This is a genomic window from Shewanella sp. NKUCC06_TVS (genome assembly GCF_019345515.1).
Classification (GTDB): Bacteria; Pseudomonadota; Gammaproteobacteria; order Enterobacterales; family Shewanellaceae; genus Shewanella; species Shewanella oncorhynchi.
In genome coordinates, this window is sequence record NZ_JAHKQX010000008.1 from 107,029 (window position 1) to 128,766 (window position 21,738).

General features: G+C 46.1%; 17 protein-coding genes and 1 tRNA gene. 12 read left to right on the forward strand and 6 right to left on the reverse strand.

Translation table 11 applies throughout. The features are described 5' to 3' along the window. Positions 1 to 149: 149 nt before the first annotated feature. From carA to KO531_RS10795, 3 genes are all read left to right on the forward strand, one after another. Complete coding sequence (carA, locus tag KO531_RS10785; RefSeq protein WP_219251167.1) at positions 150 to 1,310, forward strand: glutamine-hydrolyzing carbamoyl-phosphate synthase small subunit; 1,161 nt, start codon at positions 150 to 152, stop codon at positions 1,308 to 1,310. 27 nt (positions 1,311 to 1,337) lie between these two features. Continuing rightward, on the forward strand, positions 1,338 to 4,562 hold the full coding sequence (gene carB / locus KO531_RS10790; RefSeq protein ID WP_219251168.1) for a carbamoyl-phosphate synthase large subunit: 3,225 nt from the start codon (positions 1,338 to 1,340) through the stop codon (positions 4,560 to 4,562). A gap of 120 nt (positions 4,563 to 4,682) precedes the next feature. Further along, complete coding sequence (locus KO531_RS10795) at positions 4,683 to 5,414, forward strand: RluA family pseudouridine synthase (RefSeq protein ID WP_219251169.1); 732 nt, start codon at positions 4,683 to 4,685, stop codon at positions 5,412 to 5,414. 73 nt (positions 5,415 to 5,487) lie between these two features. Here the strand turns inward: KO531_RS10795 and KO531_RS10800 are convergent, their stop codons facing one another. The 4 genes from KO531_RS10800 to KO531_RS10815 all read right to left on the reverse strand — a co-directional run bounded on the left by KO531_RS10800 (position 5,488) and on the right by KO531_RS10815 (position 9,939). After that, positions 5,488 to 6,261, reverse strand: coding sequence for an ABC transporter substrate-binding protein (locus KO531_RS10800; protein ID WP_219251170.1), 774 nt, complete (start codon positions 6,259 to 6,261; stop codon positions 5,488 to 5,490). A gap of 216 nt (positions 6,262 to 6,477) precedes the next feature. Next, the gene (locus tag KO531_RS10805; RefSeq protein WP_028761511.1) at positions 6,478 to 7,566 is read right to left on the reverse strand and encodes a methyl-accepting chemotaxis protein; all 1,089 of its coding nucleotides are present in this window, start codon (positions 7,564 to 7,566) and stop codon (positions 6,478 to 6,480) included. A 272-nt stretch (positions 7,567 to 7,838) separates the two neighbouring features. After that, complete coding sequence (mgtE, locus tag KO531_RS10810) at positions 7,839 to 9,212, reverse strand: magnesium transporter (RefSeq protein ID WP_105251666.1); 1,374 nt, start codon at positions 9,210 to 9,212, stop codon at positions 7,839 to 7,841. Positions 9,213 to 9,231: 19 nt separating this feature from the next. Beyond that, positions 9,232 to 9,939 carry a hypothetical protein gene (locus KO531_RS10815; RefSeq protein ID WP_219251171.1) on the reverse strand — a complete coding sequence of 236 codons (708 nt, stop codon included), beginning with the start codon at positions 9,937 to 9,939 and terminating at the stop codon, positions 9,232 to 9,234. A gap of 753 nt (positions 9,940 to 10,692) precedes the next feature. Between KO531_RS10815 and KO531_RS10820 the strand changes: the two genes are divergently transcribed. Both KO531_RS10820 and KO531_RS10825 read left to right on the forward strand, forming a co-directional pair. Further along, a complete protein-coding gene (locus KO531_RS10820) occupies positions 10,693 to 11,883 on the forward strand; it encodes an endonuclease/exonuclease/phosphatase family protein (RefSeq protein ID WP_219251172.1) in 1,191 nt (396 codons plus the stop codon). A gap of 280 nt (positions 11,884 to 12,163) precedes the next feature. Then, a complete protein-coding gene (locus tag KO531_RS10825; protein WP_011788387.1) occupies positions 12,164 to 13,354 on the forward strand; it encodes a class I SAM-dependent methyltransferase in 1,191 nt (396 codons plus the stop codon). Between the two features lie 182 nt (positions 13,355 to 13,536). Here KO531_RS10825 and rpiA read toward each other — a convergent pair whose 3' ends face one another. Further along, complete coding sequence (gene rpiA / locus KO531_RS10830) at positions 13,537 to 14,199, reverse strand: ribose-5-phosphate isomerase RpiA (protein ID WP_028761507.1); 663 nt, start codon at positions 14,197 to 14,199, stop codon at positions 13,537 to 13,539. 251 nt (positions 14,200 to 14,450) lie between these two features. On the opposite strand from rpiA, the gene KO531_RS10835 reads away from it, so the two are divergent. The 4 genes from KO531_RS10835 to KO531_RS10850 are packed head-to-tail and all read left to right on the forward strand — an operon-like array spanning position 14,451 to position 17,491. Then, on the forward strand, positions 14,451 to 15,383 hold the full coding sequence (locus tag KO531_RS10835) for a DUF808 domain-containing protein (RefSeq protein WP_219251173.1): 933 nt from the start codon (positions 14,451 to 14,453) through the stop codon (positions 15,381 to 15,383). A 35-nt stretch (positions 15,384 to 15,418) separates the two neighbouring features. Continuing rightward, positions 15,419 to 16,351: a 3'-5' exonuclease gene (locus tag KO531_RS10840; protein WP_219251174.1), complete on the forward strand. Its 933-nt coding sequence runs from the start codon at positions 15,419 to 15,421 to the stop codon at positions 16,349 to 16,351. Next, positions 16,348 to 16,506: a hypothetical protein gene (locus KO531_RS10845; protein WP_219251175.1), complete on the forward strand. Its 159-nt coding sequence runs from the start codon at positions 16,348 to 16,350 to the stop codon at positions 16,504 to 16,506. Before KO531_RS10840 ends, KO531_RS10845 begins: the two co-directional genes overlap by 4 nt. 40 nt (positions 16,507 to 16,546) lie before the next feature. After that, positions 16,547 to 17,491, forward strand: coding sequence for a hypothetical protein (locus tag KO531_RS10850; protein ID WP_219251176.1), 945 nt, complete (start codon positions 16,547 to 16,549; stop codon positions 17,489 to 17,491). 106 nt (positions 17,492 to 17,597) lie between these two features. On the opposite strand, the gene KO531_RS10855 is transcribed toward KO531_RS10850, so the two are convergent. Then, positions 17,598 to 17,936: a PBPRA1643 family SWIM/SEC-C metal-binding motif protein gene (locus KO531_RS10855; protein ID WP_028761503.1), complete on the reverse strand. Its 339-nt coding sequence runs from the start codon at positions 17,934 to 17,936 to the stop codon at positions 17,598 to 17,600. 381 nt (positions 17,937 to 18,317) lie between these two features. On the opposite strand from KO531_RS10855, the gene KO531_RS10860 reads away from it, so the two are divergent. The 3 genes from KO531_RS10860 to KO531_RS10870 all read left to right on the forward strand — a co-directional run bounded on the left by KO531_RS10860 (position 18,318) and on the right by KO531_RS10870 (position 21,669). Further along, a tRNA-Trp gene (locus KO531_RS10860) sits at positions 18,318 to 18,394 on the forward strand. Positions 18,395 to 19,064: 670 nt separating this feature from the next. Then, positions 19,065 to 20,276 (forward strand): NnrS family protein, encoded by a 1,212-nt coding sequence (locus tag KO531_RS10865; RefSeq protein WP_219251177.1) that lies wholly within the window; start codon positions 19,065 to 19,067, stop codon positions 20,274 to 20,276. Then, entirely contained in the window at positions 20,260 to 21,669 is a 1,410-nt protein-coding gene (locus tag KO531_RS10870) for an ammonia-forming cytochrome c nitrite reductase subunit c552 (protein ID WP_219251217.1), read from the forward strand. Before KO531_RS10865 ends, KO531_RS10870 begins: the two co-directional genes overlap by 17 nt. The last annotated feature ends 69 nt before the right edge of the window (positions 21,670 to 21,738 follow it).

Below are 21,738 nucleotides of genomic sequence, written 5' to 3' on the forward strand. Positions count from 1 at the left end.
GCGTTTTTTTTTGCACCCAGTTACCAGTGGGTGGACGGTTTCGCGTTTTTACTGTAAACTCGCTGGAATTTGTCAAAATTTCGTAAATTAGCGGAAATTGGTATCTTAACATAACATAAAAACATTATATTTCAGTGGCTTGGCTCTTTATGGAGGTCGCGTTGACAAAGTCTGCCTTACTCGTACTCGAAGATGGAACTGTATTCTCTGGCACAGCAATTGGTGCCGATGGTCTCTCTGTTGGTGAAGTTGTTTTTAACACTTCCATGACAGGATACCAAGAAATTTTAACTGATCCATCCTACTCACGCCAGATTGTAACATTAACCTACCCACACATAGGCAACACTGGTACCAATGATGAAGATATTGAATCCGATGGGGTTCACGCTTGTGGTCTTATCATTCGTGATCTTCCGCTCATCGCAAGTAGTTTCCGTAATCAACAAAGCTTAAGTGATTATCTCAAAGCGAACAATGTCGTTGGCATAGCAGATATCGATACCCGCAAGTTAACTCGTATTCTCCGTGAAAAAGGTGCTCAAGCCGGTTGTATTATGGCAGGTGCAGACTTAGACGAAGCAAAAGCGCTAGCCGCTGCCAAAGCTTTCCCCGGTTTAAAAGGCATGGATCTGGCTAAAGAAGTCACGACTAAAACTGCCTATCCATGGCGTAAAGGTAGTTGGCGTTTAGTGGGCGGCTTACCAGAAGATACGCCAGCAAATGAGCTTAAATACAAAGTAGTAGCCTACGACTACGGCGTTAAGCAAAACATTTTGCGCATGTTAGTGGATCGCGGTTGTGACGTTACCGTAGTGCCAGCTAAAACTTCATCTGCCGACGTGTTAGCGATGAATCCCGATGGTGTGTTCCTTTCGAACGGCCCTGGCGATCCAGAGCCATGCGATTACGCGATTGAAGCGATTCAACAAATTCTGAAAACCGACACGCCGATTTTCGGTATCTGTTTAGGTCATCAGCTACTCGCACTGGCCTCAGGTGCAAAAACCTTGAAGATGAAGTTTGGTCACCACGGTGCAAACCACCCAGTGAGCAATATCGAGAAAGGTAACGTGATGATCACCAGCCAAAACCACGGTTTTGCTGCCGATGAAACGACCTTACCAGCCAACATTAAGGTGACGCATAAGTCGCTGTTTGATGGTTCACTCCAAGGTATCCATCTCACGGACAAGCCCGCGTTCAGCTTCCAAGGTCACCCTGAAGCGAGCCCAGGCCCGAACGATGCCGCGCCGCTGTTCGATCACTTTATCGAGCTAATCGACATATACCGTCAGAACGCCAAGTAGTACGCTAGCTAGGAGAAGAGAGAAGCAATGCCAAAACGTACAGATATAAAGAGTATTCTTATCCTAGGCGCCGGCCCAATCGTGATTGGTCAGGCATGTGAATTTGACTATTCTGGCGCACAAGCGTGTAAAGCGCTGCGTGAAGAAGGCTACCGTGTCATTCTGGTGAACTCTAACCCTGCCACCATTATGACTGATCCAGAAATGGCCGATGCCACTTATATCGAGCCGATTCACTGGGAAGTGGTCCGTAACATTATTGCTAAAGAACGCCCTGATGCGATTCTGCCAACCATGGGCGGCCAAACCGCACTGAACTGCGCATTAGAACTTGAAGCCAAAGGCGTACTGAAAGAATTTAACGTCGAGATGATTGGCGCGACTGCCGATGCTATCGATAAAGCTGAAGACCGTAGCCGCTTTGATAAAGCGATGAAAAGTATTGGTCTTGATTGTCCACGCGCGGGCATTGCCCACAATATGGACGAAGCTTATGGCGTACTTGATCAAGTGGGTTTCCCTTGCATTATCCGCCCATCCTTTACTATGGGTGGCTCAGGCGGCGGTATCGCTTACAACAGGGAAGAGTTCGAAGAGATCTGTTCACAGGGCTTAGAGTTATCGCCAACGAGTGAACTGCTGATCGACGAATCACTGATCGGTTGGAAAGAATACGAGATGGAAGTGGTCCGCGATCGCAACGATAACTGCATTATCGTCTGCGCTATCGAAAACTTCGATCCTATGGGTGTGCACACGGGCGACTCTATTACAGTTGCACCAGCGCAAACCTTGACTGACAAAGAATACCAAATCATGCGTAACGCCTCTATGGCCGTACTGCGTGAGATTGGTGTTGAGACAGGCGGTTCGAACGTACAGTTTGGTATTAACCCGAAAGATGGCCGTATGGTTATCATCGAGATGAACCCTCGGGTATCGCGCTCTTCAGCATTGGCATCAAAGGCAACGGGTTTCCCGATTGCAAAAATCGCCGCTAAGTTAGCGGTTGGTTTCACCCTTGATGAGCTGATGAACGACATCACTGGTGGTCGCACGCCAGCATCATTCGAGCCTGCTATCGATTACGTTGTGACTAAAGTGCCACGCTTTAACTTTGAAAAGTTTGCCGGCGCCAATGATCGCTTAACCACACAGATGAAATCTGTGGGTGAAGTGATGGCGATTGGCCGTACTTTCCAAGAGTCACTGCAAAAAGCCTTACGTGGTTTAGAAGTTAGCCGTAACGGTCTCGATCCTGTCACAGACATGTCTAAACCTGAGGCGATGTCGCGTATTCGCCACGAGCTGAAAGAGCCTGGTTGCGACCGTATTTGGTACATAGCCGATGCGATGCGTGCGGGGCTGAGCTTAGATGAAATCTTTAAACTGACCAATATCGACCCTTGGTTCCTCGTGCAAATCGAAGAGCTGATTCAGCTCGAAGGTGTTGTTGCTGAAGCGGGTCTGGCGGGTCTGGATATCGACTTACTGCGGAAACTGAAACGTAAAGGTTTTGCCGATGCGCGTCTGGCCGATGTATTAGGCGTGAACGAAGCCGAAGTACGTAAGCTGCGTGATAAGTTCGACCTGCACCCAGTCTATAAGCGTGTAGACACCTGTGCGGCTGAGTTTGCAACAGACACGGCTTACATGTACTCAACGTATGAAGAAGAATGTGAAGCTAACCCATCGACCCGTGACAAAATCATGGTGTTAGGTGGCGGGCCAAACCGTATCGGTCAAGGTATTGAGTTCGATTATTGCTGTGTGCACGCGGCGTTAGCGCTACGTGAAGACGGTTATGAAACCATCATGGTGAACTGTAACCCTGAAACCGTTTCAACCGACTACGACACTTCAGACCGTCTGTACTTCGAACCCGTCACACTGGAAGATGTATTAGAAATCGTCCGTATCGAGAAGCCAAAGGGCGTTATCGTGCAGTACGGTGGTCAAACGCCATTGAAATTGGCCCGTGCCTTAGAAGCCGCTGGCGTACCTGTGATTGGTACTAGCCCAGATGCCATCGACCGCGCCGAAGACCGTGAGCGTTTCCAGCAAGCGATTCAACGCTTAGAGATGAAGCAGCCTGAAAACGATACCGTGACTACGGTTGAAGGTGCTGTGATTGCCGCTGAGCGTATCGGTTATCCGTTAGTTGTGCGTCCATCCTACGTACTGGGCGGCCGCGCGATGGAAATCGTCTACGACAAGCAAGATTTGCTGCGTTACTTCAACGAAGCCGTGAGCGTATCGAATGCATCGCCAGTACTGCTCGATCGCTTCTTAGATGATGCGATTGAAGTGGATATCGATGCAGTATGTGACGGCGAAATCGTGGTGATTGGCGCGATTATGGAGCATATCGAACAAGCGGGTGTTCACTCAGGTGACTCAGGTTGTTCGCTGCCTCCCTACACGCTAAGCCAAGAAATCCAAGATCGCATGCGCGTTCAAGTCGGCAAGTTGGCGATGGAACTCGGTGTTGTCGGTCTGATGAACGTACAGTTCGCCGTGAAAGATAACGAAATCTATATGATTGAAGTTAACCCACGTGCTGCCCGTACTGTGCCATTCGTGTCCAAAGCGACCGGTGTGCCTTTAGCTAAGATTGCCGCGCGTGTGATGGCAGGTCAAAGCTTAACGTCGCAAAACTTCACTAAAGAAGTGATCCCACCTTTCTACTCAGTGAAAGAAGTGGTGTTGCCCTTTAATAAGTTCCCAGGTGTTGACCCACTGTTAGGCCCAGAAATGCGCTCTACCGGTGAAGTCATGGGCGTGGGCGATACGTTCGCCGAAGCCTATGCTAAGGCGCAGTTAGGGGCCACTTCTGAGGTGCCTAAGTCGGGCCGTGCATTATTGTCTGTGCGTAACAGCGATAAGAAACGCGTTGCCGATTTAGCGGCTAAGTTAATTGAGCTCGGTTATCAAATCGATGCGACTCATGGTACTGCGGTTATCCTAGGCGAAGCGGGTATCAACCCACGTTTAGTGAACAAGGTGCACGAAGGGCGTCCACACATTCTCGATCGCATCAAGAATGGTGAATACACTTATATCGTGAACACTACCGAAGGTCGCCAAGCGATTGAAGATTCTCGTCAATTGCGCCGCGGTGCACTGCGTTACAAAGTTAACTACACGACGACCATGAATGCTGCATTCGCCACTTGTATGGCCCATGCCGCCGATGATCGTACTAACGTGACGTCAGTACAAGAACTGCATCTGCGCGTACTGGCTAAATAAGCCACAGCGTTAATGCCGTTAATTAGAGGGCCGCATAACTTAGGTTATGCGGCCTTATTATTTCGTCCATTTTGAGCGCTTCGTTCATTTTATCTTCTACTTAGATTGCCTGAGAAAACTATGCCTGCGCCAGCCAATAGCCTTGCCAAAGCTGATACTTTTATTGCGCCGCCTTGCCTCGGGCAAATACGTGTGCTCTATCAAGATAACGATATTCTATTGATTGATAAGCCGAGCGGATTATTGAGTCTGTCGGGGAAGAATCCGCTGAATCTCGACTCAGTGCATTATCGTTTAGTGCAGGATTTCCCGACGGCCACTTTGTTGCACAGACTCGATTTTGGCACTTCGGGCATCATGCTGGTGGCGCTGAATAAAAGCGTGAATGGTTTGCTGACAAAGCAGTTTCAGGCGCGCACGGTTGAAAAGCGTTATACCGCCTTGCTCCACGGGCATTTAGCCGCTGACAGCGGAGTGATTAATCTGCCGATCGCTAAAGATAGTGACCATTTTCCACTACAAAAGATTTGCCATAGCACAGGCAAAGTTGCGATCAGTGAATATCAGGTGCTGGAACGATTAACCGAACCTTTCGCCACGCGGGTCGAATTTACCCCTGTTTCTGGTCGCACTCATCAACTGCGGATCCACAGTCAGCAATTGGGTCACTCAATACTGGGGTGCGATCTCTACGGCGGCGTGGGTAAGTGCGTGACTGATAAGGCTGATGCAGATGAAGCTGATATCACTAATACGACGAGCAGCAGATTAATGCTGCATGCGACCCGCTTAGCGTTTAATCATCCTATCACGGGTGAGCGTATCGACTGGGTTTGTGAGTGTCCTTTTTAAGCGCTTTTAAAAGAGCAATAGAGTTTAGCTCTCAGCATTCAGCACTTAGCACGTAGAATTTAGAGCAATGGGTTTAGTTGCTAAACCCGATACGTTCGGTCTGCATTGGCGGCGTATCGTTGGGGAGCCAAGTATGGTAAATCGTTGCGAAGGTGCCATCTGCTTTTATCGCTTCTAGGCTGTTTTTCCACTGTTCGATCACATCATTGGGCGTGCCTTGTGAGAAGGCAATGTAAAGATGATTAGCACTAATCGTGAAAAGCGACTCTACATCATCAATGCTCGCGCCCGCATCTGACAGAATACTCGGCGCGGTGAGATTGGCATTACACCAAAGATCGACACGTTGCTTCATCAATTGTTTGGCACTCAATAAGGGCTCGGATGAGGCCGCAACATTCGTAAATCCCAGTTCGAGCAATAGGCGTTCTTCCACCGAGGCACGATAGACACCAATTGCCTTAGCTGTCTTTGCATCCTCTATAGTGGTTATTTTTATACCGCTATTTTTTAAGGCATAAAAATTAGTCGTGCCGACAGCAACAGGCCCAATCATAGTAAACATTTGCTCCCTTTCTGCTGTGCGCGTCATAGTAAACAACACAGTATTAGGTTGCTCGGTCAGCATTTTCCAGCCGCGAGCCCAAGGTACGACCTTGATTGGATCTGGGTTGTTTATGCGCTTTTGAATTTCTTGTACTACCTGTACAGCTAAACCATCGGGTTTGCCATCGACAGAAAAGCTGATTGGTGACCATTCTTCGGTATAGATGTTGAGCGGCTGCGCGCGAAGAGAAAATGCGCTGCTAAGGGTGAGTGATAGCAATAAACTTGTGACTAATTTCATTAATAACCCTAAAAATTAGAATGTTATAATTGAGTCTCACTGCTTGCTCTTGAAACGATTAAAGATGAAGGCTGTGCTTAAATCAAGTATAGCTAGGGGTTCATTTTCTAAGATTAAATTTACTATACCGTTTTGAACGATAAAAAAAGAGCGCTTGTATGGCGCTCTTAGGTAGGCTTATTTATGGGTGATAGCTTATCTTTCTGTGCCTATATATCACGCTCGATATACATCTCGCATAAGGTTATCAATGCAATGCACAACACGCATACTGGCGTCTTCCATTGAGTGCAGTTGTTTGACCATCTCAGGCAAATTACCTTTTTGTCTCGCATTGAGCGCCGCTTTTCCTGCCTCGTGTACCGCTTTATGTGGTGCATCTAATGCTTTGAAATTACTTAAATGCTGATAATTCTCGGCACCAAATCCTTTGAAATACCATTGCCCTAGGCGGCACTCAGTGTGTGAGTTCACATTGTGGTTATGCTGTGGTTTTTCAATTAATTGATAAACGCTACTTTTCCAGACTGCGTGGTCGAGCTTAGTGGTATTCAAGAATGACGCTGTGGCTGCGTTATGGATAACGTGCTGCATTTGTTTTGAGCGTTGCAGGACATCTTCAACGACTTGGCCAATTTGGGTTGATGAGGTGGCTACATCGACGGCACTACTTTGATTATTATGAACAATTTCTTTAATCTCAGCCGCTTGCGCGACGATTTGTTTCACGAGCTTTTCAATATGGCTACTGGCTTCATGGGCTTTGCTTGCAAGTTGGCGCACTTCATCGGCCACCACGGCAAACCCCCGTCCTGCTTCGCCTGCACGGGCGGCTTCAATGGCGGCGTTCAATGCCAGCAAGTTTGTTTGTTCTGAAATTCCTTGAATAGCCGCGACAAATTGATTGATTGAAGAGGTCGTAGCATCGAGTTCTGTGACAGCTTTCATGCTGTTCGATGCTTGATCATTAATATAAGTCGCTCTAGTGCCTAAATTAGCAATGGCCACACGGGTTTGATCAAAAACGTGATTGAGTTCAGACAGTGATTCTTTTTCCGCAGAGAGCAATTCGGCACTGCTGGCTAAGCCTTCGCGCACGGCATTAAGCATATCTCCGCCTAGGTTTTGGCAGGCGATCACTTCAGTGTAGTGGTCTGCATTTTGGCGCGACTGTTGCTGCATGGTCTCATTTTCACGGATCATGCCACGCAGTTCATCTATTTCATTTTGGTGTTGGCGTTCTAGTTGGATGAGTCGCTCTTTAAGCGCCTGGTTTTCAGCTTTGAGCTGGGAATTAAACCACATATAAAACCTCTCAAGTCGCTAGGACTATCACTATTGCTTATCGACTTACTGTGACTGGGCTCAGCGGTAAATACTGCAATGTTAATAAAAAGTAAAAGGATTCAGGTATGGAAATATTAACTGATCTTTAAGCTTTATTCTTAATTTTTTTAAGGTTATTGAAGCTTTTATGCCTTGTCATAAATGGGTTAGTACTATCGAATGATAAGTGAACCACGCTAAGGTTAACTTAGCTTGGTTCACTTTGAGGTCTTAGGTCTTAGGTCTTAGGCCTATGGCATAGGTAAGTCGAGCACCACTGTGGCTATGCTGAAATACACGAGTACACCTATGATATCGGCGATGGAGGTGATGAGTGGCGCACTAGCGGCTGCAGGGTCCATCTTTAACTTGCTCAGTAAGAAAGGCAGAGACATACCAATCAAGCTGCCAATAATCACCACAATTTGCATTGTGAGTGCCACAACCAGCGCGATTTCAGGTCCGCCGCGCCAAAATCCGAGCAAGGACACTGCCGCCGCCATGCTGGCTCCTAATAATCCGGCGACAAATAACTCGCGCCCTAGCATAGATAACCAATCCTTGAGAACCACTTCCCCTGTGGCTAAGCCACGTACCATTAAGGTCGCCGATTGTGAGCCCGCATTGCCGCCGCTATCGATCAGCAGAGGTAGGAAGAAGACTAAAGAGACATAACTGGCAATGGTGTCTTCGAAGAAGGCGATCCCCGCTCCCGAGAAAATATTACCAAAAACCAAGATTACCAGCCAAACCACGCGCTTACGGTAAAGTAAGCCTATGCTGGCAGTCTTGAGGTTATGGTCAATATTGCCGATGGCCGCGGTTTTTGTGAACTCAAGATCCGCCTGTGAGCTGGCGATATCCATAGCATCATCATAGGTGACGATACCGACGAGCTGGCCTTTGCCATTGACTACTGGCAGCGCCATTAAGTCGTAATGGGCGATCATCTGAACCGCTTCTTCGCGAAAGGCATTGGCATCGAGCGCGACGGGATCGGGTTTCATAAAGTCGACCACTCGCTCGTGCGGCTGCGCCAGCAATAACTGCCTTAATGATACAGTTCCTATTAAGCGGCCTAACATATCCACCACATAGGTTTGATAAATTGTTTCTTTATCAGCCGCTTCAGTACGCAGAGTATCGATGGCTTCTGCCGCAGTATGGCGGCTATTCAGTAATGTGTAATCCGAGGTCATGACTGCGCCGACTTTAGCTTTATCATAGGCGGCGAGGGTGCGCATATCTTCCCGTTTGGCCAATGCGAGCGCAGGTAAAATCGCCGCTTGCTGGGTTTCATCGAGCAGATTATAGAGGTCGGCACGTTCATCTGCAGCCATGTGAACCAGTAGCGCAGATAGCGTGGTTTTATCTAATTGCTGTACTAAGCTCGCCTGCAATTCATCGGTCAGATAGCGAAACAAATTGGCGCAAACCTTAGGTGAGGCCAGTTGCAATAATAGGACTTGTTGAGCTTGATTAAAGACGTTAAATACGGCTGCAATATCGGCAGGGTGGCGTTTTTCGGCTAATTCAGCCATGGCGCTGGCACTGCGTTGCTCGATAATCATTTGCAGGTTATGGATGATTTTTTTAGTGTTGTTTGTGCTGTTATTCATGTTCATAGTTCATTCTCTCAACGATCTAGTGACCAAAGTAAAAGGTGATGTCTGCGCCAAGTTGCAGCGCGTTGCCACGAAGGGCATTGCCTAAGCTCAATTCCAGCTGTAGCTGTTGTTGCGGTGTGTGTTGATAAGCGAACTGATAGGTAGTCTCGCTCAATTCTTTTTGATAAATCTCAGCTATCACGCGATGGTGACTACTGAGTTCATACGCCGCCGCGATACCCACAAGCAATTGGGTTGATTGATTAAACTCATGGGTAAAACCTAAATTGGCATAGAGACTGACATCAGAATCGCCTAAGGTTTTGCCAAAAATGCCGAAGACTTCGGTGGCTAATTCGTTACTGGCATCGAGGTTTTTCTGCAAGTTGATTACCAGTGCGCTGTGCCAATCATCCTGTTGCTGCTCTGGATCTGAGTGGGAGTTTACGTTGAGCGGTAGCTTAATGCCGACTTCAGCTTGCTCCTCACGAATATCGTCATTGGCATTGGACGCTAATCCTAAATGCCATTCCCATTGATTGCGGCTGCAAGTCGTGGCCGCGTTTAATTGTGGGCGAGCATGATCCGACCTAGGTTGTTGCCAGCCCATTTCTAATTCACAGCGATCCGCGAGGGCGGGATCATCCACTTCGAGATGGGATGCCGCTGCACTCATGCTGTAGTACAAGCTGATACTTGCGCAGGATAAAGATCGCAAAATTGATGTGTTGTTTATGTAAGCCATATTTAGGTTCCTCAGATGTAAACCCATAGATGTAAATCCATAGGGAAAACGAAGTCCACTGAGGCAAAAAACTTGCTTTGAGATGCAATAAATACACATAACTGAACCCCAGCAAAATGCTGGAATTGCTAAAGCGCAGCCATAGGCTCAGGCTTATTGTCTGTGATTGATATTTTGGGGGAGGCGGAGTGAAGAATGGTTCACACTACTACCCTGCTTAGCAGGTAGCAGCAAATATTGCGGGCTAGTGCTAGGCGTTAAATCCTGTCTTTTGGACAGGGCATCTACTGTCGCTTATGTGTGTGCCCACAGTGGGTCTCCGCAATGATTAAAGTCGCCACATTCTAAGGGACTGAAATGTAAAGTCAACCGCACATGTTATTACATATGTTTTTGTTTGAATTTATACTTTAAGGAAAAGTCAATTTTATGATTATTCTTGGGCTTGCGTGATTTTGTTGGGAGTGTTGGTGGTTTTGCGTGCTAATCATTGTTGTTTGATTGTTTGTTTTTTGGCTGGTAGCGGTTGATTTTTGTTGTCGGATTTAACTCTGATATTGAATTGTGGTTTTTAACGGTATGACTTATCTCAGTAAGCTGTATTTGAGTCGCCAGAGATGAGTTAACACTTTATCCATAATGGGGGATTTGGCATTAGTGCACTTCGGGTATACCCTTGTCGTGCCTGCGGTGAGTCATTGTGCTCACTCAGATTAAGATAGTTTGCTGTATTCAGATTTGGGGGATTAAGCTGTGGCACACAATATCGATGAGTTGGAATCAATAGCTGCACCTATCGATCATAAGTGCACCGCGAATATCAAGATCGCCAGTATCAATCTGTTTAACTTTATTGAGCCGCCTTTGGCTTACTATGATTTTGAAAATATCTATAGCCATGGGCAATGGCAGAAAAAGTGTCAGTGGTTGAGTAAGTTTCTCGCACATCGCCAGCCCGATATTGTGGGATTTCAAGAAGTGTTTAGCCCTGAACCGCTCAAACGAATCGCCAGTGGGCAAGGTCTAGGGTATTTTGCGATCGTTGATGAGCCAACTCTTATCAGTGATTACATTTATCGTAGCCCTGTGGTCGCGCTTGCCTCCCGGTATCCCATAGTGGAAATCAGCAGTGTCGAACCTGATGCGCGTTTAGTGGCAGCCATGGGATTATCGAGTGAATTTGCCTTTAGCCGTAAGGTGCTGCGCGCAACCGTTGAAGTGCCACACATCGGCAAGTGTGACTATTATGTGGTGCACTTTAAGTCAAAACGCGCCGGATTAGCACTTGAACCTAAGCTATTTGAACATCAACCTCTCGGACATCAGCCACTTAGTTTAGATAATTTAGCGCCCGCAGCGAGCATGAAACTGCATTCAGAAACCCAATTACTCACAGAGCAAGCCTTAGGCCGCTGGGCATCTACCATGCAGCGCGGCGCAGAAGCAGCATTATTATTCAATGGCATATTGGTACGCAGGCAAGAATCTAAACATCCCGTTATCGTGATGGGGGACTTTAATGACAGTCTGTCGATGGGCGCCTTAGATGCGTTAATGATACAGGGCGAGAGTATCCACAGTAATGACATTAAAGCCGCGGGCCTTGGGCATTTATCGGATGCGGCGTTAGCGGCGGTGTTTGCTCAGTATCAACTTAAGGATGCCTATGAGTTATTTATTGAAGCGAACTTGAGGGACAGTTTGACTGGCAATACCGCTTACCATAGGGAACACAGAGCGGCGACCCATTACTATGGCCCTAAAGGTTCAGTGCTGGATTATATTTTGCTTTCGAGTGAGTTTGATGCGAGCCATGGCCGCAGTTTAGCGCAAGTGGTGGATTATCAGACCTGCGATAGACACTTAGTTAGACCTGAATATGAACGCGACGCCTACAGTACTGACCATGCGCCCGTCATTGTTGAGTTAGCGCTACGTAGCTAAGTTCTCGTGTTCACTGATTAATTCGTCTTATTTCAAATCATGTCAGTTGTCTTTACGGTTTTGTTAGCGTTGTTTCATTAACCATTCCAACATCATTTCGCATGAAGATCATTCAGAATTAACCGTTAAAATAAGGTATGATCGGCCACCCGTGGATGATGGTAAATAAGCGCTGCGGCGTGTTCGGTACTCGCACTTAGGTGGCATTGGGTATATCATCCGTTTCCCATTTTTAGACAGCAGCCCTTTTTTAGTGGCGGCCCTATTTTTAAAGGCAACTATGGCTATCAGAATCAAACTTAAACCCGGCCGCGAGAAGTCACTCGAGCGTCGCCATCCTTGGGTATTTTCCAATGCTATTCATAACATTAAGGGAAAACCTGAAGCGGGTGAGACAGTCGATGTGGTCGCGCATGATGGTCATTGGTTAGGTCGTGGTGCTTGGTCGCCTGAGTCGCAAATTCAAGTGCGGATTTGGACTTTCGATCGCGAAGAGGAAATTGATCGCGCGTTTTTTGCTAGACGTTTACAGCGGGCGCAAATCGGCCGTAACGATTTAATCCGCGAGCAAGGCTTAACGGGTTACCGTTTAGTGGCTGCTGAGTCCGATGGTTTACCTGGGATCACCATCGACAGATATGCCAATGTGTTGGTGTGCCAGTTACTGAGCACAGGTGCTGATTTATGGCGCGATACCTTAGTCGAGCTATTGGCTGAGCAATATCCAGATTGTGCTATCTATGAGCGTTCCGATGTGGATTCCCGTAAGAAAGAAGGCCTGCTGCCTGTTACGGGTTTACTGCACGGCACTCTGCCAGAAATGCCAGTGATTATCGAAGAAAACGGCATCAAGATCGCCGTCGATGTGATTAAAGGCCATAAGACAGGTTTCTATCTCGATCAACGTGATAACCGCGCCATTGCCGCCCGTTTTGTCAAAGATAAATCGGTATTGAACTGTTTTTGCTACACAGGGACTTTTGGTCTGTACGCTGCGAAAGCAGGTGCTGCCAGTATTGAAAACGTCGATGTGTCTTCTCTAGCCTTGGCGACAGCGCGCCTCAATATGCAAGTGAACGGTTTGAGTGATGACAATGTGCATTACAACGAAGCCGATGTGTTCAAGTTGTTGCGCCAGTACCGTGATGAAGGCAAAACCTTTGATGTGATTGTGCTCGACCCGCCTAAGTTTGCCGATAACAAGGCACAGTTAAACGGGGCTTGCCGTGGTTATAAAGACATCAACATGATTGCATTGCAGTTATTGAATCCGGGCGGCGTGTTATTGACCTTCTCTTGCTCAGGATTAATGCCTGCGGATCTGTTCCAAAAAATCGTAGCCGATGCCGCGCTCGATGCGAAACGTGAAATCCAGTTTATTGAACGCTTAAGCCAAGCGAGCGATCACCCTATCGGTAGCGCCTTCCCAGAAGGATTCTACTTAAAAGGTCTAGTTGCTAGAGCTTGGTAAGCCAGCGTTTGATATAAGCTGTCTGCGATGGGCAGCTGAGTCAGATAACATTGAACTATAAAAAAGAGCTATAAAAAGAACCATAAAAAATGCCAGCCCTTTGAAAAAGTGGCTGGCATTTTTACAGCGTATTTTTACAATCAGCAGCCTTGTGACTGCGATGGATTCTTTAAACGCTTAACTTATTTGGCGGTAAAGGTTTTTACGCCATCAGGGGTGCCAACGAGTAACACATCCGCACCGCGTTTGGCAAACAGACCGTTAGTCACTACACCGACTATCTCATTGATCTGACTTTCTAATTCTTTTGGATTAAGGATCTTAAGATTGTACACATCGAGGATCACGTTGCCGTTATCGGTAACAACGCCTTCACGGTACACAGGATCGCCGCCAAGTTTAACGAGTTGACGCGCTACATAAGAGCGTGCCATCGGAATGACTTCTACGGGTAGTGGAAATTCGCCTAGTATATCGACTTGCTTAGTGTTATCCACGATACAGATAAACTTCTCAGCCACAGCCGCGACAATTTTCTCGCGAGTTAATGCCGCGCCGCCGCCTTTGATCATATCCATACGGTCGTTGATTTCATCGGCTCCGTCCACATAGACAGATAAACGATCGACACTGTTTAAGTCATAAACGGGAATACCCAGCGCTTTCATTTTCTGAGTTGATGCCTCAGAGCTAGAGACTGCGCCTTCGATATCGGCTTTCATGGTCGCCAGTGCATCGATAAAGTGATTCACAGTCGAACCCGTACCAACACCAACAATGCTGTCTTTTTCAACGTACTTAAGTGCGGCCCAACCGGCAGCTTTTTTCATTTCATCTTGAGTCATGTTGACATCCTGTAACGGCAAATGAGTAAAAAATTCTGGGCTTAGTATACTCTTTTCCGATAAATAATGTGGCGCAATTCCACCGTGGGTGTGATCTAGATTGCTGGCATTTTCACATTAGCAAGCAGTCCCAATAACGTAAGTAACTTAAGCAGTTAAGTTGGAAAGCATTTCGCTATACGCCACTAATCTAACTAAGCTACTATGGCAAAAGCAGAATGGTTTATAGATGATTTGTAGAGGGATTTAGCATGGCAGGCGCGAGTTTATTAACCTTACTTGACGATATCGCATCGATTTTGGATGATGTAGCGGTAATGAGTAAAGTGGCGGCAAAGAAAACCGCGGGTGTACTGGGGGATGATTTAGCCCTCAATGCCCAGCAAGTGACGGGCGTAAGCGCCGATCGTGAATTACCCGTTGTGTGGGCGGTGGCCAAGGGATCATTCCGTAATAAGTTGATTTTAGTACCAGCAGCAATGCTTATCAGTGCTTTTATTCCCTGGGCTGTCACCCCTTTATTAATGTTTGGTGGACTGTTTTTATGTTACGAAGGGTTTGAAAAACTGCATCACAGTTATAGCCATAGAAAAGGCCAGCAACAACACGAAACCCAAGTAGAGAATGAGTTACCTGAGATTAAAGATTTCGCCGCCTACGAGGCCGAAAAAGTCAAAGGGGCGATTCGTACCGACTTTGTGTTATCGGCGGAAATTATTGCCATTACCCTTGGTATCGTGGCGGACAAATCCCTATCGACACAGTTTTTTACGTTAGCTGTCATAGGGATAGTCATGACCATAGGCGTGTATGGCTTAGTGGCGGCAATTGTGAAAATGGATGATGCGGGTTTGTACTTGAGTCAACGTGAAGGCGCCTCTGTATTAACTCAAATGAACCGTAAATTAGGTTTTGGTTTATTGAGTGCAGCTCCCGTATTAATGAAAAGTTTAACGATTATTGGCACGGCAGCCATGTTTATGGTGGGCGGTGGGATTTTAACTCATGGCCTACAACTGGTCGGCGAGCAAATCCACCATGCTGAACAAGCGGTTGCTGCCATTGGTGTTGTTGGACCTGTGTTTGCTGTGCTGACGCCAAGTATTCTTAATGGCTTATTTGGTGTTGTTGCTGGCGCTGTTGCACTTATTGCGATGACAGGAATACAGAAATTGCGTAGTTAACTAGCTGCGCGCATCAACCATCAAGGATGAGCACGATGAAGTTAATGAAGTACTGTGTCTCCCCGAGTAAGCTGGCTTGGTTACGTAAAGAGTTTGGCAAAGATGCCGATGGGTTAATGGCGGCAATGGATACTGCTGGCACGGCTTATCTTGATAACCTCAATGCCTTGACCGAGCCGCTGAAAAGTGAGCAGGTATCGGCCGAGGCTGAAAATGCGATTAAAGCTAAAACTCAACTTCAAGCGCAGCGTCAGTGGGCGTATTTGTGGCTGCAGCAACGTATCGCTTTGACTACACGTATTGATGATATTGAATTTGCAGCGTTAGCAGCTTTTGAATTTCAACATGTCCGCATCGAGGTAGTTGAGCCGTCGGAGTTCGATGCGGTTGTCGCACTATTACAGGCTGAGCAAGTCTTAGGTTTTGATACTGAAACCCGTGCAAGCTTTGAGCGCGGCGTGCAACACCCCTTGAGTCTTATCCAAATTGCGACAGCGAATACCTGTTATTTATTTCAGCATGCCATTTTGGGTGAGCAATTCACCCAGTTAAAAGCCTTATTAGAAGATGAAACCATACTCAAAGTCGGGGTAGGTTTACGCAGTGATGCACAAGCACTCAGGCGGCAATGGGGCATTAATGTCGCTTCAACATTAGATTTAAATTGGGCACTGGCGCAACTTGGAGCGGAGAAGGAAATGGGAACGCGCCAGTTAGTTGCGGCGCTTTTGGGTGTACGTATCGACAAACCTAAAAAAGTCACCTTATCTAATTGGCAGCACGTGCCTTTATCCAGTGTGCAAATTCATTATGCCGCAGCCGATGCCTTGGCCGCACTCAAATGCTTCAACGCGTTAATCACTCAACTGACACCCTTTTATCATGCATCGAGTGCCGCAAAAGCCGCATTATTAATTCCTTCAAGTTTGATAATGCCATTGGCGAAATATTTTAAGGATGCAGAATGAAACACAAAACCCAAGATGCCGCAAAAGTTAAAATCATGCCATTACATTCGGATGCGAGCTCACAAGGCACCAGTACTTTAGGTTTGATTTACCGCGTACTTGGCATCTTGCTTCTGTTAAGTGTTATCACTTTTGGGATTAATGCTTGGGCATAGATAGCGGTATTGCCAGCAGTCGAAAATAAAGGACAACACTATGTTAGATGCTATTTGTGAACTCGAAACAGAGGATCATTTAATTGCGAGAACGACTTATAGTGTTTTTAAGTTTCAACAATTACCCGATGAGGATATCGAGCGTTTGCGGCAATGGTTAATTTGCCCCGCCTGCGGTGGTAAAGCATATTTCCGTAAAGCCTCAAAAGACGGTAAAACCGCTTGTTTTGGCTCGCGATATCATCAAGCCGATTGCATTGAATTTAAACCTTCGGCACAAAAGTCCCGTGAGGAGCAAGATGCCATTGAAGTGCAGCAACAGCTGGTGGACGCCGATGCCTTAATGATCGACTTTAGCCGTAAACCTCGTCGCCATACGCCTGCAAACAAAGTTTCGACTGCACAGGTATTAAGTAGCAAGACTGAGCCAACGCCTAAATTGTCCTCTATGCCTGAGTCATCTAAAGTGTCTATTGCATCCTCAGTGGATGATCGAATACAAGAGTCGAAAATAGGCTACCAAGTTAACACCGCTGAACATAACACTGAAAAACGAGTGCCTAGCCAAGGGCTCGAAAAGTTACTCCACAGTTTATTGCGCGGTACAGATTTAGCAAAATCGGATCTCTGGGTATACACAGACGCTGAGCGAAAATACCGTTGGCGGGCGAAGAACCTGTTTGTCAATTTTGCCGATGCGGACCCAAGCGACAATAAACCCCACATGTATTGGGGCACGATATCCCACACTGACCCGACGATGAGTTGGCTTAACCCCGCCGACAGCAAAGATATCGGCATTCCTATCGATGGGATAAAGCAACCATTATTAGCGCAATTTGAAATAGAAGATAAACGCTGCTTTGAAGGTGCTGGTTTGATTTTATTTGGTAAATGTTTTTGGAATAAAGAAAAGACCCGCAAAATTATTCAGCTATGGAATAACGATTTGCAGCGGATTTTTATCTCCAAGTTGGAAGATTAATTGGCTTTGGTGAGAGAAACTAAAAAGAGGGGAGAAAAGGGGCTATTCCCGACGCACAAAAGCGTTACAGCAAAAGTCCCTATCTATATCACGCTGATGAAAGCGCTTACTTGCCGCAGCACTTCTTGAATTTTTGACCGCTACCACAAACGCAAGGCTCGTTACGATTCGGTTTTTTCTCGAAAGTCGTGGTCTTAGGCTTATTTAATAAACCTTCTAATTCAACAATATCTTCAGCGACGTCGGCATTGACTTCGATATTGGCGAACAGCTGGTGTTCGGCAACAATCGCGGCAACTTCGAGTTTACGCGCTTCGTCGGCAACAATTAATTGTAATGGTAATGCTTCTGTCCCCGGTTTAGCGGCACGTTTAGTGTTGTAGCCATAGCTTTCGTGCTTTGGCTTAGGGGTTTTACGACCCTTGAAGAAAAATTTGTCAGACATGAGTGGTTCCGTCGAGCAGTGTATGAAATTGACGATGCTTATACTATAAAACGCCGATTTTATAAATCGAACTCAGATCTTTTTTTGATAAATGCGCGTCTTTAACCCTTAAGCACCTCAAAATGGCCGAAACGGTACACTTATTCGACGTCATCAAACTGATTTGTTGTGGGATCATTTAGTCGAGTTACTATTAACCTATGGGCTCTAAACTAAGTATCTACTACGTCATTAAGCTAATATGCGATGGCTTTTTAATCTCAGTGGCAGTTAAATCAACAGCAATAGCCTAACTTGTTTGAAAAACCTTCAGTTAATGAGTTTTGCCATAAAAAGTACTTTACCTTTGGAAGTGCTTTTAGCATAATGCCCCACGTCAACAGGGGTGTAGTTCCAATTGGTAGAACAGCGGTCTCCAAAACCGATGGTTGCGGGTTCGAGTCCTGCCACCCCTGCCAAATAAAACAACGGCTTGCATAGAAATATGCGAGCCGTTTTATTTTGTGTAGCATAAAGCGTAAAAAATGATTTTGCTTGGATTGAATAACTCGCCATTTTTTAACGCTACCCATTGCCGGTACTATTTCCATTTTTTTGTCGTAACCCTCCACATAACTGCGACTTATAGGCTATTTACTGTCAATGCTTGTTAATCAAATAGGTTGTTGGCGAAGTCACTAATCCGCCAGTTTTTAGCCTGATAATCGACGCTAAAGCGAGTTACCACATAATCATCTGCAACTGTTATCGCCGTTATAAATCGAGCTGCCTGTGCTATCAAAGTCTTGGCTATGTTCGAAATAAGATAGGCCAATAAAGCCACGGTTATTTAAATCAAAACGGTATTTCTCCCATCTAAAATTTACCAATGTGTGACTGTTTGTGCCGTTACCTGTGTAAAAGTTTGCATTGAACCTTTGCCTGTCATGAGCCCGCAGTACATTGATCAAGCCTATTAGCCGTCAGAAATGATTATTCCACGACACTTTATTTTTTGTTCATCTTTGGGATCTTAGTTCCAAAATCTAAGATTTAGTTTGAATTGAAGGTCATAACAGTACAATATAAGGTCTATATTGAATGCATCTTAAGTGTGTTCATCATCGTTCTGCAACTCGGCTAACAACTATGCTAAATATTGATGATCCTACACAAACCGAATGTACTCACGCATTATGGCGCTTAGGCTTTAGACCTTTTTTCCTTGGGGGAGCCATATTAGCTGCGCTATATATCCCTTTGTGGCTATTAACTTGGTTTACTCCCCAATATAGCTTTTTCCCTTCATCCTTTTGGAGCAAGATACTGCCGCTATGGTGGCATCCACATGAAATGCTGTTCGGTTTCGCTATGGCAATTGTGTGTGGATTTTTGCTGACTGCCGTTCAAAATTGGACCAACCAACCCACATTAAAGAGATGGCCACTCGCATTGACCTTTAGCTGCTGGCTATTGGCACGATTATTACTCTTACTCCCAATGCAAGTTCCGCTCATTTTGCCCGCCGTGTTTGATTCATTGTTCCTTGGTATGGCAAGCCTTACCCTATGGCGCTGTATTTATAAGGTGAAGCAATGGCGCAATATTGGTTTTCCGATCATGTTGTTTGCTGCACTCGTGATTAACAATGTCAGCTATTACGCTTTATTTGAACGCGATTTTATCCTTGCCAACCAGATCTGGCAGGCGATGTTATGGTGGTTAGCCTTACTTATCACCATAGTCGGTGGGCGTGTCATTCCATTCTTTACCGCGATGCGCATTAAGGCCACCAAAGCAGAACCCTTAACTTGGATTGAATACCCGCTGATCCTGACAATGATCTTGCTCGTCATTCAATCACTCATCCACCTTATACCTCTGGAAGTCGAGCGAGGCTTACTGCTCATTGCAGGGCTCTTGCAGCTGGTCCGATTTGCACGCTGGTTACCCCATAAAACACTGAAAGAACCTATGCTGTGGTCCTTGCATCTTGCCTATTTAATGTTGCCACTCAGCCTGTTAGCCATGAGTTGGTATCTCGATAATGAATATGCCTATCGCAGTCTGCTTCACCTATTTGCTATTGGTTGTATGGCTACCCTGTGTCTTTCGATGATTTCCAGAGTGTCACTCGGGCACACAAGTCGAAATATTTATGAGGGCCCGAAAATGATCTTGGCATTTATCTGCCTACCATTAGCGGCACTGCTCAGGGCATTAATGCCCATCTGGTTTCCGGCCCACACCCAAGTCTGGTTATGGTTGGCTGGCAGTTGCTGGTTTATCGCATTTGCACTGTTTGTATGGCATTACTTGCCGATACTTTCTCGCCCCCGTATCGATGGGCGCCCAGGTTAATATTGATGTTAGGACAAAAGGATACAAAGTGAAAATTTATTTAAAAACAGTTACATTGCTAAAAATGATTTGCTTGCTCGTCATAACTATATGTACATCTGTAGCGGCTTCCGATACTAGCAATCAACAAAAATACCCTAACCAATATCAATCTTGGCAAGCGACATCTGAACAGGTCGAGCGTGAGGATATGCTCGCCAATTATCCCGCCAGCATCATACTCTGGGCAGGATCTTCCTATGCCAAAGAGTACCATAGCCCACGTGGGCATCATTTTGCCGTTGCTGATGTGACGCATACTTTACGTACAGGTGTCCCCCCTAAGGCAGGAGAGAAAGGATTATCCGCCAGTTGTTGGACCTGCAAGACACCGGATGCCCCTAGATTGATTGAACAACTGGGATTTGAAGGATACTCCGCTAAAAACTTTACCGATCTGGGCAAAGAGATCCAAAGCGTAGTGTATTGCAGTGATTGCCATGAATCTGGCACTAATAAGTTAACTTTACCTCGTCCTCATGCCCAAGAGGCTATGGCTAAAATTCACCTGCCATTCGATAAACAAGATACCGATATGCAAGGTGCACAGGTATGTGGTCAATGTCATGTCACTTACTATTTCCGTCCGGAAAAAAGTAATGTTGTTAATATTCCCTGGATTTTTGGCAGCACAGCCGACGATATTGAAAAATATTATGACACTCGCCGCTTCTTCGAATGGATCCATCCTCTTTCGAAAACGCCCATACTCAAAGCACGTCATCCTGAGTTTGAACACTGGAGTCGCAGTAAACATGCCGAGGTCGGTGTCACTTGCATTACCTGCCATATGCCTACCCAGCAGGATGCAAAAGGTGTTGAATTTACTAGTCATAAAGTTGATAAAGCCTTACCGCATTTTGATAACAGTTGCAGTGGCTGCCATAGCAGTAAAACCAAAATTGAAACCAAGCTCGCGGCCAATAAATTAACGATTGAGACTAAAGCCCGCGAAGTTGAAGCTCTGCTCGTCAAGGCCCACTATGAAGCCAAAGCGGCATGGGATGCAGGTGCTAAATGGGAGAGTATGAATGAGCCCATTATGGCGATACGACACAGTCAGTGGCGCTGGGACTTTGCCATGTCTTCACATGGTTTATATGCACATAATCCACAAGAAGGTAAGCAGCTTTTAGATAAAGCCATCGAACAAGCGAACGAAGCACGTCATCTGCTCGCTGGAATATTAAAGCAACTTAACGTGACTCAAGTTAGCTATCCAGATATCAGTACTAAGGAAAAGGCCCATCAAGCGATAGGGTTAGTTGAATCGGATTTAATCAAAGAAAAACAAAAGTTTATTGAAGAGGATGTTAATAAAAACTGGCAGCCTGTCGCAAAATATGGTTACTAGTTTATTAACGGGTAGCTGATAATTTGAGGGATTTTAAAGCTCAAAAGCGAGAGGAAGTTCGAGTATTTA